Source organism: Terriglobia bacterium (genome assembly GCA_020073205.1).
Classification (GTDB): domain Bacteria; phylum Acidobacteriota; class Polarisedimenticolia; order Polarisedimenticolales; family JAIQFR01; genus JAIQFR01.
Map to the genome: position 1 here is coordinate 45,142 of JAIQFR010000003.1, position 15,729 is coordinate 60,870.

Consider the following 15,729-nt stretch of genomic DNA (forward strand, 5'->3'; position numbering starts at 1 on the left):
CCTGTCACTTCGACTCGTCGATGGTGAATGCCTGCGGATCGACCAACATCATCATCAGCATTCCGCCGGGGAACGCGTTGTTGGTGGTGATCTCGCGCTCGTTGTGGGAGTGCCACATGTAGGCGAAGCCGGCCTCGGACGTGGGATCGTTCGCCACCGTTCCCGAAGGAGGTATGGCGACCGGCCCCACCGCTCGGTTGCTCCCGTCGGAGCTGAACGGACCCAGATAGGGGCTGCCGCCGTACCAGGGTCCATTCGCGAGGATGTTCGGATCGGGCAGCGTCACCGGGCCACCGCTACCCACGGCGCCGAAGGGATTGCCCTCGAGCGGCTTGTTGTGGTCCGCGCACCACTCGTAGTAGTTCGGCTCTCCGGCCGCGGAGTCCGGGATGCTCGGCGACGTGCGGAGACGGGTGTAGTAGCCGTTCGCGTCCGGGAAGCAATCGCTCGTGTCGCCTGCGAAGCCGTGGCCGTAGACGTCCCAGTTCAAGCCCCTGCCGGTCCAGTAGAAGATGCCGTCCATGGCCTGGCCCGGGGTCGTGGTCGTGGTGAAGAGCAGGGGACCGGCGAGCTTCGATGGGTCCGTCGCGCTCAGGATGAGGTTTCCGTCGCGAGCGAGGAGGCGGACGTGGTTGCCGTGCTCGTGGAACGGATGCTGCCAGCGTCCCTGGCCCGTGATGCGCAGGAGGACCAGCTCGCCCGGGTGCATGTGGGGATCCCCGTTATAGGGCTGGTGGGGATACTGGACGGCGTAGTTCGGGTCCATGTCGTCCGGCATGGAGCGTCCGTTGATCATGAAATACGCGGGGTGATAGAGCTCCGTCCGAATGGTCATACAACCGGCGTTGGCGCTGCACGACAGGTCCTTCTGCTCCTCGACCTGCCGGTGGATCGCCGGATCAATCTCCGAGAACTGGAAGAGGTACTCCCGGTCGTAGCACGTGGCCGAGTGGTCGTACGCTGAGGCGGCCAGCCTGTAGTCCGTCTGGCCGTCGGGCAGCGTCGAGGAGGGCGCCCTGCACCCGGCCGGAACGCTCGCCGGCAGGACGACGATGGCCCCGTAGAGCCCCATCTCGATCTGCAGGTCGCCCTGCGTGCCGCTGTAATACGTGCGAGTGCCGAACTTGCCCGTCGTGTCGAAGCTGTACGTGACCGTGCCGTTGTGAACGGCCTCCTTGGTCAGCACGCCGTCGATCCCGCCGCTGGTCGTCACGTCGAACCCCGGGAACAGGATCGACGTGTTGCCCGCGGCTGCCGGCAGGTGGTTCGTGAGGGTCACCGACACGTGGTCGCCTTCGTGCACGATCAGCGTCGGACCCGGGAGCTGCATGGAAGGGCAGTTGGCGCCGCCGACGGCCGTCGGGAGGAAGCCGGTGCTGGGCCAGCTCCCGTTCAGGCAGCCGTAGCCCCACGAGTAGACCATCTGGCCGTCGGGCTGGCTGATGTAGGCGGCTTCCGCGCTCAAGCTGAAGCTCGTGCCCGTGATGCCAGGAGTCGCGGCACCCGCCGGGACGGCGAGCAGCAGAGCCGCCATGAGCATCACCGGAGGCAGGCCTACGTTCGCGATGAGTTTATTGGCGTTCATTCGATTCATGGCTGCGCTCCGTTAGATGCAGTCCTTGGTGACAGGGTCCACCGTGGATCCGCAGATGTGGACCTCCGTCATCAGCCCGCCGAAATTCTCGGCATCGTTCGACAGGTGGTCGAGGTTCGGGGTGAACAGGGCGAAGGTGCTGTCGGCCGTGAACCGGGTCGTGTCGCTGGCGTCCAGGATCACGTCGAGGGACTCGCCTCCCGCCATCGTGATGGAGTTGGTGTAGTACGTCATGTCGTTCCCGGCCAGGTCGCGGAGGAGGCGCGCGTTGAGGGCGACCACGTGCATCGGGATCCCGATCGACGCCAGCGTTTGATATTCCGTGACGTCCAGATCCGAGATGCGGAGCAGCGCCTTCCCGCCGAACGGGATGTTGATCCTCGTGGGCAGCGGCTGGGAGAAGTGCTCCGTGCCGTCGGTGACCTGGGTGTGCATCGCTCCCGGGGTGACCGTGTCCGGGTAGCTGCGCCCGTTGAGCAGGAAGTACTTGTCCTTCATGTCCGTGAAGCCCTCCGGATTGAAGGTCATCCCGACGAAGTGGAAGTTGGGGTCGAAGCCGTGGATCTGGACGGGATACTCCACGTCGTAGCCGGTCGATCCGTCCCCGTCGTTGTACGCGAAGAGCTTCGTGGCCGTGCCGTTGACGAAGCCTCCGGTCGGGCAGTCTGCAGCCGGCGTCGCTCCGCCGCAGGACTCCTGTCCCGCCGGCAGTGGAGCCGGGCAGAGGATGTCGTCCCCGCACCTGGTTCGCAGGTCGCTCTGCTGCGCCAGCAGCGCGTTGTAGAGCGTCATGGAGGTGGGCACCCGGTTCTGCCGCGGCCGCACGTAGATCTGCCCGACCATGCCCATCTGCAGGTGCTCCGGCGGCGTGATGTGGCAGTGCCAGAAGTAGGTCCCGGCCTCCGGCGCCAGGTAGTAGTAGGTGAAGCTGCCGCCGATGTTGATGGCCACGGACGCGTCCGGAACGCCGTCGTAGAACGCCGACGCGTTGGGATAGCCGTGGAAGTGGACCGTGTGCTGCTCGAACAGGTCCGGCCGCATGATCTGGCCGACGTTGGTGAGCGTCAGGAAATACTCGTCGTCCTCGTCGATCGCCATCAGCGGCGCCGGCTCGTTCCCGTTCATCACCCCGACGTCCATGATCTGGCGGGGATCGACGTGTCCCGTGATCGCGCCGCCCGCCTCCGGATCGGGAACCAGGCCCACCGCGCCGTTCGGGTCGCCGATCGTGTTGAACGTGGTGTTGAGCTGCGTTCCCGGCAGGCCGTTCTGCATGTCCTGCAGGCCCGAGAGGGGACCGAACGCGAACAGATAGGTCTGCGTGCCATCCGCCATGGTGGCGAACCCGTCGCCGCCGGAGATCTGCTGGCACTTGATGGCGCCGCCGTCGGAGACGTACGGCATCGTGAACGTGCTGCCGTCGCTCTGGTAGATCGTCGCGTTGATCGTCGACGGCCCCGTGTAGGGTCCCGACGCCAGACCCGTGGGGTGAAGCGTGGTCGTCAACGGGCACTGGACTCTGAACGACTGCGCATACGCCGTCGCGGTGGTCGCCACGATCACCAGCACCGGCAGCCACAGGTTGTGGATTCTCCGATGAACCATGCTGACATCCTCCTGAGCGGGGCGTTTCGCCTGTCCCGCCCGCCTCTGGGCCGTGGTCTGTCGATGGCCCGTCATTTCGCGATCTCCCCTCACGGCAAACTGCCGCTGACTGCGGGGTCGTTCAGCAACTCCGGTGCCACGCGATCGTTCCGCCGTGGCGCGTCGAGCCAAGCCGTTCGGAATGAATGGGTTGAATCGATCGCGGAGACCAAGAACCCCGACGCTTGGGCTGTGGTCGTGGGGTCGCGAGACAGTGGGTCGCGAGCACGGGTCTTCTTCGAGAAAACCCGGCAAATACCAGAAAGTGGAGCGCACGTACGCCGACCGAACCGTCGTTATTCAACGCCTCACGGCGCGCGCCGCTGCGTTCGACGGGTCACGGGCCTCCGGAGCGGGGCGGAGCCGGGCGGGAAGGGGTGTCTCGGACTGTCGGGCCGAGCGGATGCGACAAGTGCGACAGTCGAGACAGCGCGCGGTGGGTCCTGAGGAGGGGCAGGAAGGGGGTCGGGATGGGGAGCGTTTGGCTCCGGAAACCGCATCGATCCTGACCCCACGCGCATCGCGGCGAGCAGGCGGACCCGAGCCGGAGAATGGCGCGGCTACCGGATCTCCGGCTCCTGCCGCAGCCTCTCCGCGACCTTGCGGATCTTGAACGCGCTGTCCCTCAGGACGCCTTCGAGCATCAAGCACTCCTCCGCGTCGCCGTCGCCATTCTCGTGGTCGGCCAGCGCGAGGAGTTGGTGGCTGAGGGTCATCGCTTCGTCCAGCAGCTGCCTTCGAGTCATTTGGGCACCGTCCATCTCGTCCGCGGGCGTCATCCCCCGGTCGCATCGCGGCCGTGAATCAGCAAGGTCGGTGCCAACGAGGGTCCGCCCGATCGAAGGCACGGCCCGTCACCTCGTGCTTCTCGTTCGCCGAGCGGGTCCGCGCAGGGGGAGGGACGCGAGGCGGCGGTTCAGCCCGGCTGCGTCGTATCGCGTACGCCGGTGTCCGCGAGTTCGGCGAGGAAACGGTAGAGCGTGGCCCTCGAGACCGCGAGGCGCTTGGCGGCCTGGAGCCGGTTGCCCTGCGTCTCCTTGAGGGCTTCCACGACGGATTCCGGGGTGAGCCGCCTCGCCTTCGACGGCTGGAGAAGAACGGAGGTCCTCGCCTTGGCGAGCGCCGCCGGCAGGTGCTCGGGCCCCACGCATTCCCCTCGCGACTTCACGAACGCGAATTGCAGCACGTTCTCGAGCTCCCTCACGTTGCCCGGCCAGCCGTGGTCGATCAGGAGCGACAGGGCCTCGGGAGAGATCTCGAGCGCATCGCACCCGCGAGCCCCCGCCATGCGCGCCAGGACGTGGTCCACCAGGAGGGGGATGTCGCCGCTCCTCTCCCGGAGCGGCGGCACCGTGATGGGCACCACGCAGAGGCGGTAGAAGAGGTCCCTGCGGAACCGGCCCTCGGCCACCTCCCGCTGCAGGTCCCGGTTGGTGGCGCTGACGACCCGCACGTCGACGGTGATCGTCCGCTCGCTCCCGAGCCGCTCGAAGGTGCCGTTCTGAACCACCCGGAGCAGCTTCACCTGCATCGCCGGACTCAGCTCGCCCACCTCGTCCAGGAAGAGCGTCCCACCGTCGGCCAGCTCGAATCGGCCCTTCCGGTCCCGGATCGCCCCGGTGAAGGCGCCCTTCACGTAGCCGAACAGCTCGCTCTCGAGAAGCGTGTCCGGCAGGGCTCCGCAGTTCACCGCCACGAAGCGTCCGGCGGCGCGGGCTCCGTGCGTGTGAATCGCGGTCGCGACGAGCTCCTTTCCCGTCCCGCTCTCCCCCTGCACGATGACGGGAGCGGTGGAATCGGCCGCCTCGCGAATCGTCTCGAAGAGCTCCTGCATCTTCGCGTTGCGTCCGACGATTCCCGAGAACGAGACCTCGGTCCTAAGAGCGCGCCGCAAGGTGTGGACCTCCGTCCGGTCCTCGATGAGCAGGAAGCACAGCTCCTCGTCCCCGAGCCGCCCCAGGGATGCGCCGACGGACAACCGGAGCGTCCGGCGCCGGCCCCCCGAGAGGACCTCGAACGCCGTCTCCGCCCGCACGGCGGTACCGCAACGGAAAGCGTCGTTCGCGAAGCACCGGAGCCCGCAACGCTCGGCGTTCTCCGCCGGGCAATCCGCGCACGCTCCCTTCGACAATCGGGTGCACCCGAGAGCATCCCCCATGGGCCTCCCCAGGGCCTCCTCCGACCTCACGCCGAACAGCTCCTCGACATGAGGATTCAGCTCGCGGATCCGGCCCTCCCGATCGACGATCAGGATCCCGCAGGGCACGGATTGGAACATGGTCTGCAAGAGCAATCGCTTGCTCTCGAGATTGGCGTTCGCGCACTCCAGATCCCGCAGTGCGGTCGCGGCCCGGCCCTCGGCGGTCCTGAGGGCCGAAACGTCCCGGAAGGTGCACACGTGGCCGCCCCACGCTCCGCCCTCGTCCTCGACGGGCCTGCATACGCCTTCCACCGCGACGGAGCCGCCGCGGCGCGGCAGCACCCGCAGCTCGGCCCCTTCGAATTGGGAGGACCACAGGGCGGGATCGGACAGGATCGCGCCCCGCACCGGGTCCTCGACCCGCAGGACCTCGGTCACGTGCCTGCCCCGCGCTTGCTCCGCGGGCCAGCCTGTGATCGCAGCCGCCGCCTCGTTCATGTACGTGACGCATCCGTCGCCGTCGAACGTGAGCACCGAGTAGACGATGCCGCGCAGGACGGCGTCGAGCCACCCGAGCCGGTCCTGCGCCTTCACTTCGGTCGCTGCCTCGGCGCCCATGCGCTGCCCTCCCTCCCGCCGGTGTCTTCCTGGTCGAGAATCGCCTTGGGCGGTGTCTCGGGGGACCATGCGAGAAAGATTACGGACCGTCGGCGGGCGTGGCTATTGCTCAAATGAGGCAAATCGCGCGTTCAAATGAGCTAGGGGCGGCGCGGTCACGCTTTCCGCGGGCACGGAAGGGGAGCATCCGGCGCTTCAGGCCTGGCAGTCGCCGGGCCGATCGGGGGAGCGCCCCTCGTACTGGCAATGATCAAAATGACTCAGACGTCATGATCCATTTGCACCGACCATCCGAATGATGACCTTCTCGGGGACCCGTTCGCCCTCGCGCTACGTCCGAGAGGTTTTGCGCATCGGATGTTCCGGCTGTAGAGTAAAATGCAGGACAGGCGGTTGTTCTTGGACGGGGAGCAGGCTGATGAAATTCGACGAGTTGGTTCGCTCCAGTCGTGATCCTGCCTTTGCCTGCAATTCCGATTGCAGGATCGTCGCTTGGAACCGGGCCGCCGAGGAGCTGCTCGGTGTGCCGAGCCGACAGGCGATCGGCAGGGTTCAGCACGACCTGGTACCGGCACGGGACACGTACGGGAATCGTTTCTGCAGCTGCGTGGTCGGTCCCCTCGCCGCCCGCGGGGAGATCGTCCGGCATCAGTACATCCATGTTCCCACGGCGTCCGGGGCGTGGCTCAAGGCGTCTCTCTGCACGGTGTCGTTGACGCCCTCGGGACCGAAGGGACTGCATCTGCATTTCCTCAGGCCGATGGATTGGCACGAGGTGGACGGCGACGAATCGGCCGGGATCGGCACGACACAGCGGGGGCGGAGCGGCTCGATCGGCGGGAGCGGGCACTCCCCGGTTGCCGCCCCCGGGACCGCGGTGCCGGAGGCGCGCCGGTGGCGGCTCACGAGCCGCGAGGTGGACGTCTTGCGGCTGATGATGGAGGGGAAGGGCGCGAAGGAGTCCGCGCAGGCGCTCAACGTCAGCACGGCGACCGTCCGCAACCACATTCGAGCCCTCCTCAGGAAGCTGAGGGTGCACAGCAAGCTCGAGGCGATCGCGCTCGTCCTGCGCGCAGCGCCGGGCGACAGGGCGCGGCGGGTGGCCGCGGAAGGCCCTTCGAGGTAGCCGGATGGATGTCCGCGATCAGGATCGCGCCTGCGCGATGCGGGCGCTGTGGAAGATCCGTCCAGGCCGTCCCGCTCGACAGCCTTTCTCGGACCCGCTTATACTCGCTTCCGTAAAGTGGACCTGCCGCGCCTCGTTCCCGAGTCGGGCGGCACGGGAGGCGAAGCCGGCGGCATCCGGGGCCCGGGCATCCCCGTCGAGGCCCCGCGTAGGGAAGGGGGGGAACGATGAAGCGATTTCGTACCCTTTGGAACGTGAAGCTCCTGCTCGCCGTCGTCGTGCTCGTCATCGGGGTGGGGATCTACGTCGCGAGCCTGCCCACGGCCGACGCCCTGTTCTGTTCCGGTGTCTCCGTCTACTACAGCAGCGCGACGTACAAGACCGTGGTCGGCGCGCGCGGGACCGGCTGCTGCGGAGAGGTCATCAGCTGGGGCGTGATCACGAAGTACGTGAAGTGCGAGAGGATCTACTGCCTCGACGTGATCTGCCCGAACTAGGTGCTGGATTCGTCCCGCGGAGGCGTGGGAGCTGCCGCCCGAGCTCCCACGCCCCGCAGCGTGCCCTCTGACCTCACGCCGCCAGCCCCAGGATCAGCTCCAGCTTGGCCGAAGCGGTCGCCGCGTGAAAGCGCCTCAGGATCTCGATCCTCCCTGCGGGCGGGAGCCTCATCAGCGTCTCGAGGAGTCGCAGCGCGAAACGTGCCGCGTCCCGGTACCTCGCCCGGGCGTCCACGTCCTCGTCCCGGAACGTCCCCTTGTGGAACAGCTGGTAGCTGAGCCAGACGCGGCGCCGCTCGTCGAGGGGCCTCCCCGGCGCCGACAGGAACCGCGCCAGCACCAGGTGCTTGCTCACGTTCGCGTGCAGCTCGAGCTCCAGCAGCGTCAGCGGGCGGTCGTCCCGGGCCCGCTCCGCGATGCACAGCAGGTGGTCGAGCTCCTCCACCAGGGCGGCGAACGCGTCGACGTTCGCCTCGCGAAGCCCTCGCTGAGGCGGGTGGGACTCGAGGCAGCGGATGAGGTCGTCGGGGTAGTAGATGCAGGCGCGGATCCCCTCCGGGGTCTCGCGCACGAGGGTTCTCGCGCCGATCTTCTCGCCCGGCGCGGTACCGGCGGTGGTCACGATCTCGAGGTCGCGGTAGAGGCGGCGATACCCCTCGTCGCCGATCACGAACCGCCCCACCTCAGAGAGCCCGGTTCGCATCCGGTAGGTGCGCTCGAGCAGGGCCTGCACCGTCTCGAGGAGGGAGACGGCACCGCTCACGGCGCCTGCCGTCCCGGCACCGGGAGGTACTCGAACCCTCGAGGGCCGAACGCGATGCGGATCGCGGCGTAATCGAGGCGCGCCCGCGCGAGCTCGAGAACCCGGCGCTTCATCTCCTCCGGGTCGAAGGCGCGGCCGCCGGACCGGAGCTCGCGGATCCGGCCGACCTCGGCGCCGAGGTCCTGGGAGACGGGCCGGCTGTCGCGCCGGATCTTCTTGGCCACCTCGACGTTGCAAACGGACTCGAGGACCGTCTTGAGATGCCGCGCTCCGAAGACGGGCGAGAAGCCCCGCCGGATCAGCTCCACGCGCGCGCTGGCGTCCACCTCGAGGTCGAGGCCGTGGATCTCGCGGTACCGGCGCGCGATCCTCAGGAACTCGAGGTCCAGGATCCGCTCGGCGCTCCTCTGGCTCAGGCGGTTGAAGTGGATCATCCGGACCCGGTTCATGAACTCCGGGGTCAGTGCGCGGCGGAGTCCGGCACGGACGTCCCGGTCGGAGGAGGACGTGCGGGCGTCCTCGTCCAGGTAGCCGATGGGGGCGGAGCGCTGCTGCGCGTCGCTGTACCCCAGGTTCGAAGTGAAGAAGATCATCGTGTTGGCGAAGTTCAGGACCTTGCCCCGGTTGTCGGTCGTCGTCCCGCGGTCCAGGATCGAGAGGAAGAACGTTCGGAGCTGGACGTGCGCCTTCTCCACCTCGTCGACCAGGATGACGCTGAGCGGGGCCTTCGAGGACCGCTCGTGGAAGGACGTCAGGAGTCCCTCCTCGTCGGAGCGGATGAAGCCGCGCGTCGCTCCCCGGAGCTCGTTGATGTCGGAAGGGTAGGTGTAGCTCGGCCCCTCGATGGCGAGGGTCGGGACCTCGACCTGCCAAACCCCCTCGAGGAGGCGGCAGAGGCTCTCCACCAGGTGGTTCTTGCCGACCCCCGTCGGCCCCACGAGGAAGTAGGCGGGGGGCTTGCGAAGATCGCGCGTCCCCGCGGCGAAGAGGCTGAACTCGTCGCACAGCGCCTCGATGGCCTCGTCCTGGTCCACCACGACGGCGCGGAGGGCCTCCCTCAGCCGGTCCATGTCCACCGAGGAGAAGAGGACGATCCGCTCGTACGCCGAGATCAGCTCGTCCCGGGACATCAGGGTGCCGGCGCCGCCCTCGGCGCGAGCGGCATCGAGGTAGGGATCGCCCGCAGCGCGGGCGGAGTTCGCGGCGGGCGCCTCGAGGGCCGCCTCCTCCCGCGAGAGGACGTCCGCGGCGGCCGCCATCAGCGGCACCCTCGTACGGAGGTCGTCCGGCCTGCCCGTCTCCCCGACCTCGCCCGGCGCCTGCATGCGCTTGAGGATGCTCTCGTAGACCTGGAAGCGCTCCGAGCACTGCCGGAGGAAGACCACCTCCTCCTCCAGCGGAAGCATCAAGAGCCGGTTTTGCTTGAAGAACTCGCGAAGCCGCCGGTCCTCGGAGAGTAGCTCCAGCGCCTCCCCCGCCATCCGGTAGGCCCTCGCGCCCAGCGTCTCGAGGTCGTACCCCTTCACCTGCCGGAGCCCGAGCAGGCCCAAGTCGAAGAGCGCCTTGTCGCCGATGACCCGAACGTCGTCCGGCAGGCGCCGGACCCGGTACAGCACCTCGCCGTGGCCCAGCCGCTCCTGCTCGATGAGGCGGCGGATCAGGCTGACGAGGAGTCCCCGGTCCGGGTGCATGACGCGCTCGATCCTCTCGTCCGAGTAGACGTCGGTGAGCAGGAGCGAGCATTCGGTGATCACCCGGATGAGATGGCGCACCTCCAGGTCGTCCACGATCCGGCCGGGAAAGAGCCGCGTCGCGACCTCCCGGAGCCGCGCGTCCAGGCTGTCCGAGTCGAACGGCTCGATCCGTCCAAGCGAGGGCATCCCCGGATCGTGTCCCATGGCGGCCTCCTGACGAAAGGTCCCCCGGGGTTGAACCAAGATCCGTGCCAAGCGCGAGTTCGGCCGACCGGCCCGTTCGCCCGTGGCGAGCGGGGGGGCCCGCGACCCCGGCGGCGACGCGGAGCGTCACCCGGCGGCAACGTAATGTCCCCTTCTCGTCCTGCGGCGCGCCCTCGCGGCGATGAGCGAGGCCCCGCGCCAGGCGGCGGCCCCGGTTCCGCGGCCCCCCCCTTGACGGACCGGCGAGCGCTTCACTATACTTCGCCATCTGACGAAATGTAGGAGCGAGCGATGCGACAGCTGGAAGCGGCGCTCAAGGCGGCCTCCGACCCGACCCGAACCCGCATCCTGAAGATGCTCGAGGACCGCGAGCTGTGCGTCTGCCAGATCCAGGCGGTGCTGAGGCTCGCGCCGTCGACGGTCTCGAAGCACCTTTCGCTCCTGAAGTCGGCGGGGCTCGTCGAGGACCGTCGGGAGGGGAGGTGGATCCACTATCGGCTCGCGCCGTCCCCCGCGAACCCGAGCGCGACGGGCGTCCTGTCCCTCCTCCGCGGCGCCGTCCTCCGCGACCGCGGGATCCTCGAGGATCGCCGGCGGCTCAGGAAGGTCCTCGAAACCGCGCCGGTCGAGATCTGTGCGCTCGGTCCGAACCGGACGCCCAAGGCCTCGCGATGAAGGGCGGGCCCGGCGCTCGCGGAACGTCCGGTGTCTCCCGCCGCCTCTCGTTCCTCGACCGGTACCTCACCGTCTGGATCTTCGTCGCCATGGCCGTCGGCGTGGGCGCCGGATACGCCTTCCCGGGCATCGTGCCGTTCCTGAACCGGTTCAGCGTCGGCACCACCTCGATCCCCATCGCCCTCGGTCTCGTCCTCATGATGTACCCGCCGCTGGCCAAGGTCCGGTACGAGGAGATGGGGCCGGTCTTCCGGAACCTCAAGGTTCTCGCGCTCACCCTGGTCCAGAACTGGGTCGTGGGCCCGATCCTGATGTTCGCCCTGGCCGTGCTCTTCCTGCGCGACAAGCCGGAATACATGGTCGGGTTGATCATGATCGGGCTCGCCCGCTGTATCGCGATGGTCATCGTCTGGAACGACCTGGCCAGGGGAGACACCGAGTACTGCGCGGGACTCGTCGCGTTCAACTCCGTCTTCCAGGTCCTCTTCTACTCGGTCTACGCCTACCTCTTCATCACGGTGCTTCCGACCTGGTTCGGCCTCGCGGGGGTCAAGGTCCACGTCACCATCGCGGAGATCGCCAAGAGCGTCTTCGTCTATCTCGGCATCCCGTTTCTCGCCGGCGTGATCACGCGATTCACGCTCATCCGGGTGAAGGACAAGAGGTGGTACCACGAGAGGTTCATTCCGAAGATCAGCCCGATCACCCTGGTCGCCCTGCTCTTCACCATCGTCGTGATGTTCTCGCTCAAGGGCGAGACCATCGTGCAGCTCCCGCTGGACGTGGTGCGGATCGCGATCCCGCTCCTCATCTACTTCGTGGTGATGTTCTCCGTCTCGTTCTTCATGAGCAAGAAGGTGGGCGCGACGTACGGACAGGCGACGACCCTGAGCTTCACCGCAGCCTCGAACAACTTCGAGCTGGCGATCGCCGTGGCGATCGCGACGTTCGGCATCGACCACGGCGCGGCGTTCGCCGCGGTCATCGGCCCCCTCGTCGAGGTGCCGGCGCTCATCGGCTTGGTCAACGTGGCTCTGTGGCTCGGACGAAGGTTCTTCGCCGGCGACCCGACTTTCTCTGGCGCGGCGATTCCGGCGAGCGCGGTCGCCTCGGCTCTCGGCGAGCCGAGGTGAGCGCGTCCGAGAAGGGGAGGAGATCCCATGGCTGAGACGGGCGACAAGGAAGGCATCGTGACCAAGGTCCGCGAGCGCTACGCGCGCATTGCCGAGCTGGGCGACTGCGGCTGCTCCTGCGGAACCACCGCCGAGGGCGGAACACCCGAGAGCGTCGCCAGGCGCATCGGCTACGACGACCGGGCCCTCGGCATCGTCCCGGACGGCGCCAACCTCGGGCTCGGTTGCGGCGCCCCCGTGGGCTTCCTCGAGCTCGAGGCCGGGGAGACGGTCGTGGACCTGGGATCCGGCGCCGGGTTCGACGCGTTCCTGGCGGCACGCGAGGTCGGGCCGACCGGCAGGGTGATCGGCGTCGACATGACGCCGGAGATGCTGGAGCGCGCCCGGGCGAACGCCGCGAAGGCGGGGGTCTCGGAGGTCGAATTCCGCGAGGGCCGGCTCGAGGCGCTCCCGGTGGAATCGGCGAGCGTCGACGCGGTCACGAGCAACTGCGTGATCAACCTGGCGCCCGACAAGTCCGTCGTGTTCCGCGAGGCCGCCCGGGTGCTGCGGCCGGGGGGACGGTTGGTGGTCTCCGACATCATCCTCGACGGGGATCTTCCTCCCGTCGTGAAGGAGGACGTTGAGGCCTACGTCGGCTGCATCGCGGGGGCGATGCGGCGCGAGCCCTACTTCGCCGCCATCGAAGCCGCGGGCTTCCGCCCGGCGGAGATGCTCAAGGACGTGGACTACCTCGCGGCGCTCGGAGAGGACGCGATGCCGGACGACCTTCTGCGCCGGATGCGCGAGGGCGGGCTGGGCATCGAGGATCTCGCCGGGAAGATCCGGTCGGTCACCTACCGGGCGGTGCGGCGGTAGCGGGCCGGGGCGGTCCGGCCGGCGAGGGCGGGGCGCACCCCGGTTGCCGGTCCAAGATCTTGATTCTAGACTCAAATACTCCCTAATTATCCGAGGAGGCTCACCGTGAGGGACGATTCGACCCCAGTCCGCCGGTCTGCCGTCCTGCTGCTCGCCGTCGCGATCGGCCTGGCGTTCCGCACGCCCGCAATCGCGGCCCTCTGCGACGGGATCTCGCAGGTCTCCGCGACACCGCTGACCACGGTCCTGTTCGCGTCGGGATTCAACCTGCCCCTTCTCGTCACCGCGCCGCCCGGCGACGTGGACCGCGTGTTCGTGGTCGAGCAAACCGGCCGCATCAGGATCGTCTCGGGCGGACTGGTCCTACCGACCCCGTTCCTGGACGTGAGCGGGATCACGCTGTCGCCCGGAAACGGCGGCGGGAACGAGCAGGGGCTGCTGGGGCTGGCGTTCGATCCGGCCTACTCGACGAACGGACGGTTCTTCATCTACCACACCGACTCCACCGGAGCGAACAACGTCGTCGAGGCGTACACGCGATCCGCGGCGAACCCGAACGTCGCCGACCCGGCGACCCGCCAGGTGGTGATCTCGTTCGCCCACCCCGGCGCGGCCAACCACAACGGGGGGATGATCGCGTTCTCCCCGGCCGACGGAGACCTCTACATCGGGACGGGGGACGGCGGCGGCGGCTGCGATCCCACCGGTAACGCGCAGAACGGCGGGTCGAACCTCGGGAAGCTGCTGCGGATCGACGTTCGCACCCTTCCCTACTCGACACCTTCCAACAACCCGTTCGTCGGCCCCGATGGGGTCAACGACGAGATCTGGGCCCGGGGGCTGCGCAACCCCTGGCGCTGGTCGTTCGACCGGCTGAACTCCGACCTCTACATCGGCGACGTCGGCGAAGCCACCTGGGAGGAGATCGACTGGCGGCCCGCGAGCAGTGCCGGCGGAGAGAACTACGGGTGGGACATCTACGAAGGAACCTCCTGCCCGAATGCATCCTGCGGCAGCCAGGGGAGTTGCTCGATCGCGGGTTACGTCGGTCCGGTGACCTGGTACGACCACGCCTCGACCGGCGGCTGCGCCATTACCGGCGGCTACGTCTACCGCGGCTGCCGGATGCCGGGTCTCGCGGGGACGTACTTCTTCGCCGATTACTGCGCGGGATTCATCGAGTCGATGACCATGGTCGGCGGCGTGGCGACGAACATCCGGGACCGGACCGCGGATCTCGCCCCCGGCGGCGGCGTCGCGATCGACCTCGTCACCTCGTTCGGCGAGGACGGACGCGGAGAGATCTTCGTCGTGGACCGGGACGGGGAGATCTTCAAGATCGTTCCGGCGCTCCCGAACCTCGAGGTGTCGGGCGTGCAGGCCGCGCCGTTCCTGCTCTCGAGGGCCGCGTTCTCGTGGGAGGATCTCGAGGCCACCTCCTCACGGCCGATCGCCCAGTACCGCGTGTACCGTGCCTCGGATCGCGGGACCGGCACGTTCGCGTGCGTTCACACGGGACCGTCCACGGTCTGGACGGGTGGCGATCCGGCGTCGCCCGCGTCCGGCGGGATCTTCGCCTACCTGGTCACCGCTCTCGACGCGGCTTCCGAGGAGAGCAGCCCCGGGACCCGCACCGACGGAACGCCGAGGACGCTATCCCAGGCGGCGTGCCCGTGATCGTGGGACCCGAGCGGCCCGGAACGCGGGCCCCGACGGGACCGCGCGCGCGTGGAATCCGCCTCACCACTCTGGTAGACTGGCGGCGTCGTTCCTCCCGGGGGTCGCACGTGAGACTAGGCACGTTGGCGGTCGTCGTGTTGCCCGTCCTCCTCGCGACGCTGTCCGCCTCCGCCGAAATCGACGCTCGCAGACTTCTCGGCTCCGAACAGAAGATCCAGGCCGGCCGGAAATCGTTCGATGCGGGCGACCTGGTCGGAGCGCGCAAGCAGTACGAGAAGGCGCTCGAGCTGGTTCCGTTCCACCCCGAAGCACTTCTCGGTCTCGGCCACATCCTGATGAAAGAGAAGCGATTCGACGACGCGCTGGCCAGCTACCAGAAGGCGAAAGACGGATACGCGGCGCTCGCGAAGCTAAGGCAGGACCAAGCGGCCGCGGCGGATCTCGCCCGGCGGCAGGGGGTCGAGGATCTCGAACAGACGCAGGCCAACCGGGGCCGAGTCAAGGCCAGCGGGGGCTTCGCCCGCATGCAGGACCTCAAGACCGACACGGCGATCCAGAACTCCGAGAAGGTGCCGACCCCCGACGGCGAGCGCGCGGCCGGCGTGCCCGGCGAGGCGTTCTTCTATACCGGGACCGCGCTTTTCCAGCTGGGCCGGGTCGAGGAGGCGGTGGCCGAGTGGACGTCGTGCGCGGAGAAGAGCCCCGACTTCGCCCCGGCGTTCAACAATCTTGCCTTGGGTTACTGGAAGCTCGGCCGGCTCAAGGACGCCATCGAGAGCCTGGCGCGTGCCGAGAAGCTCGGGTTCAAGGTGAACCCGCAGTTCAAGTCCGACCTCCAAAAAGCCGCGTCCAAGGCCGGCGTCGCGCCGATCGCGGGCGATCTCCCGCTCGAGACGCCGGCCGCCGCCAAGTGAGTAACGGCCCGGCCCCGACTCTCTCCTCGGCGCGAATCCGAGCCCGGGCGATCCCCGGCCGGCCGGCCCTCGCCTTGCGACGGCGCTCATTGAGCGTACGTTTCTAGGTGGCCTCCTCGCGGGTCCGGACACCGGGCCGAGGCGTTCGCGGCGCGCTCCGGTCGACGGCGACGGAGTCCGCTGCCCCCG

13 protein-coding genes are annotated in these 15,729 nt (G+C 68.3%); 7 read left to right on the forward strand and 6 right to left on the reverse strand.

All coding sequences use genetic code 11. From position 1 onward, the window contains the following. Nucleotides 1-4 precede the first annotated feature (4 nt). From LAO51_01230 to LAO51_01245, 4 genes are all read right to left on the reverse strand, one after another. Nucleotides 5-1,585: a multicopper oxidase family protein gene (locus LAO51_01230; GenBank protein MBZ5637358.1), complete on the reverse strand. Its 1,581-nt coding sequence runs from the start codon at nt 1,583-1,585 to the stop codon at nt 5-7. 21 nt (nt 1,586-1,606) lie between these two features. After that, entirely contained in the window at nt 1,607-3,199 is a 1,593-nt protein-coding gene (locus LAO51_01235; GenBank protein MBZ5637359.1) for a multicopper oxidase domain-containing protein, read from the reverse strand. 599 nt (nt 3,200-3,798) lie between these two features. Beyond that, the gene (locus tag LAO51_01240) at nt 3,799-3,984 is read right to left on the reverse strand and encodes a hypothetical protein (protein MBZ5637360.1); all 186 of its coding nucleotides are present in this window, start codon (nt 3,982-3,984) and stop codon (nt 3,799-3,801) included. Nucleotides 3,985-4,154: 170 nt separating this feature from the next. Continuing rightward, the gene (locus LAO51_01245) at nt 4,155-5,996 is read right to left on the reverse strand and encodes a sigma 54-interacting transcriptional regulator (protein MBZ5637361.1); all 1,842 of its coding nucleotides are present in this window, start codon (nt 5,994-5,996) and stop codon (nt 4,155-4,157) included. Nucleotides 5,997-6,414: 418 nt separating this feature from the next. On the opposite strand from LAO51_01245, the gene LAO51_01250 reads away from it, so the two are divergent. Beyond that, complete coding sequence (locus tag LAO51_01250) at nt 6,415-7,122, forward strand: LuxR C-terminal-related transcriptional regulator (GenBank protein MBZ5637362.1); 708 nt, start codon at nt 6,415-6,417, stop codon at nt 7,120-7,122. Between the two features lie 227 nt (nt 7,123-7,349). Beyond that, nucleotides 7,350-7,619, forward strand: coding sequence for a hypothetical protein (locus LAO51_01255; protein MBZ5637363.1), 270 nt, complete (start codon nt 7,350-7,352; stop codon nt 7,617-7,619). 73 nt (nt 7,620-7,692) lie between these two features. Here the strand turns inward: LAO51_01255 and LAO51_01260 are convergent, their stop codons facing one another. Together LAO51_01260 and LAO51_01265 are read right to left on the reverse strand one after the other, a co-directional pair. After that, nucleotides 7,693-8,382 carry a hypothetical protein gene (locus LAO51_01260; protein ID MBZ5637364.1) on the reverse strand — a complete coding sequence of 230 codons (690 nt, stop codon included), beginning with the start codon at nt 8,380-8,382 and terminating at the stop codon, nt 7,693-7,695. After that, on the reverse strand, nt 8,379-10,280 hold the full coding sequence (locus tag LAO51_01265; GenBank protein ID MBZ5637365.1) for an AAA family ATPase: 1,902 nt from the start codon (nt 10,278-10,280) through the stop codon (nt 8,379-8,381). Before LAO51_01265 ends, LAO51_01260 begins: the two co-directional genes overlap by 4 nt. Nucleotides 10,281-10,571: 291 nt before the next feature. Here LAO51_01265 and LAO51_01270 point away from each other — a divergent pair, with 291 nt between their 5' ends. The 5 genes from LAO51_01270 to LAO51_01290 all read left to right on the forward strand — a co-directional run bounded on the left by LAO51_01270 (nt 10,572) and on the right by LAO51_01290 (nt 15,540). After that, nucleotides 10,572-10,955 (forward strand): metalloregulator ArsR/SmtB family transcription factor, encoded by a 384-nt coding sequence (locus LAO51_01270; GenBank protein MBZ5637366.1) that lies wholly within the window; start codon nt 10,572-10,574, stop codon nt 10,953-10,955. Further along, nucleotides 10,952-12,088, forward strand: coding sequence for an ACR3 family arsenite efflux transporter (gene arsB, locus LAO51_01275; GenBank protein ID MBZ5637367.1), 1,137 nt, complete (start codon nt 10,952-10,954; stop codon nt 12,086-12,088). The genes LAO51_01270 and arsB overlap by 4 nt, the downstream gene beginning before the upstream one ends. A gap of 27 nt (nt 12,089-12,115) precedes the next feature. Continuing rightward, on the forward strand, nt 12,116-12,946 hold the full coding sequence (gene arsM / locus LAO51_01280; protein MBZ5637368.1) for an arsenite methyltransferase: 831 nt from the start codon (nt 12,116-12,118) through the stop codon (nt 12,944-12,946). A 105-nt stretch (nt 12,947-13,051) separates the two neighbouring features. Then, nucleotides 13,052-14,623, forward strand: coding sequence for a PQQ-dependent sugar dehydrogenase (locus LAO51_01285; protein MBZ5637369.1), 1,572 nt, complete (start codon nt 13,052-13,054; stop codon nt 14,621-14,623). A gap of 110 nt (nt 14,624-14,733) precedes the next feature. Next, nucleotides 14,734-15,540, forward strand: a complete 807-nt coding sequence (locus LAO51_01290; protein ID MBZ5637370.1) for a tetratricopeptide repeat protein — start codon at nt 14,734-14,736, stop codon at nt 15,538-15,540. Nucleotides 15,541-15,729 lie beyond the last annotated feature (189 nt).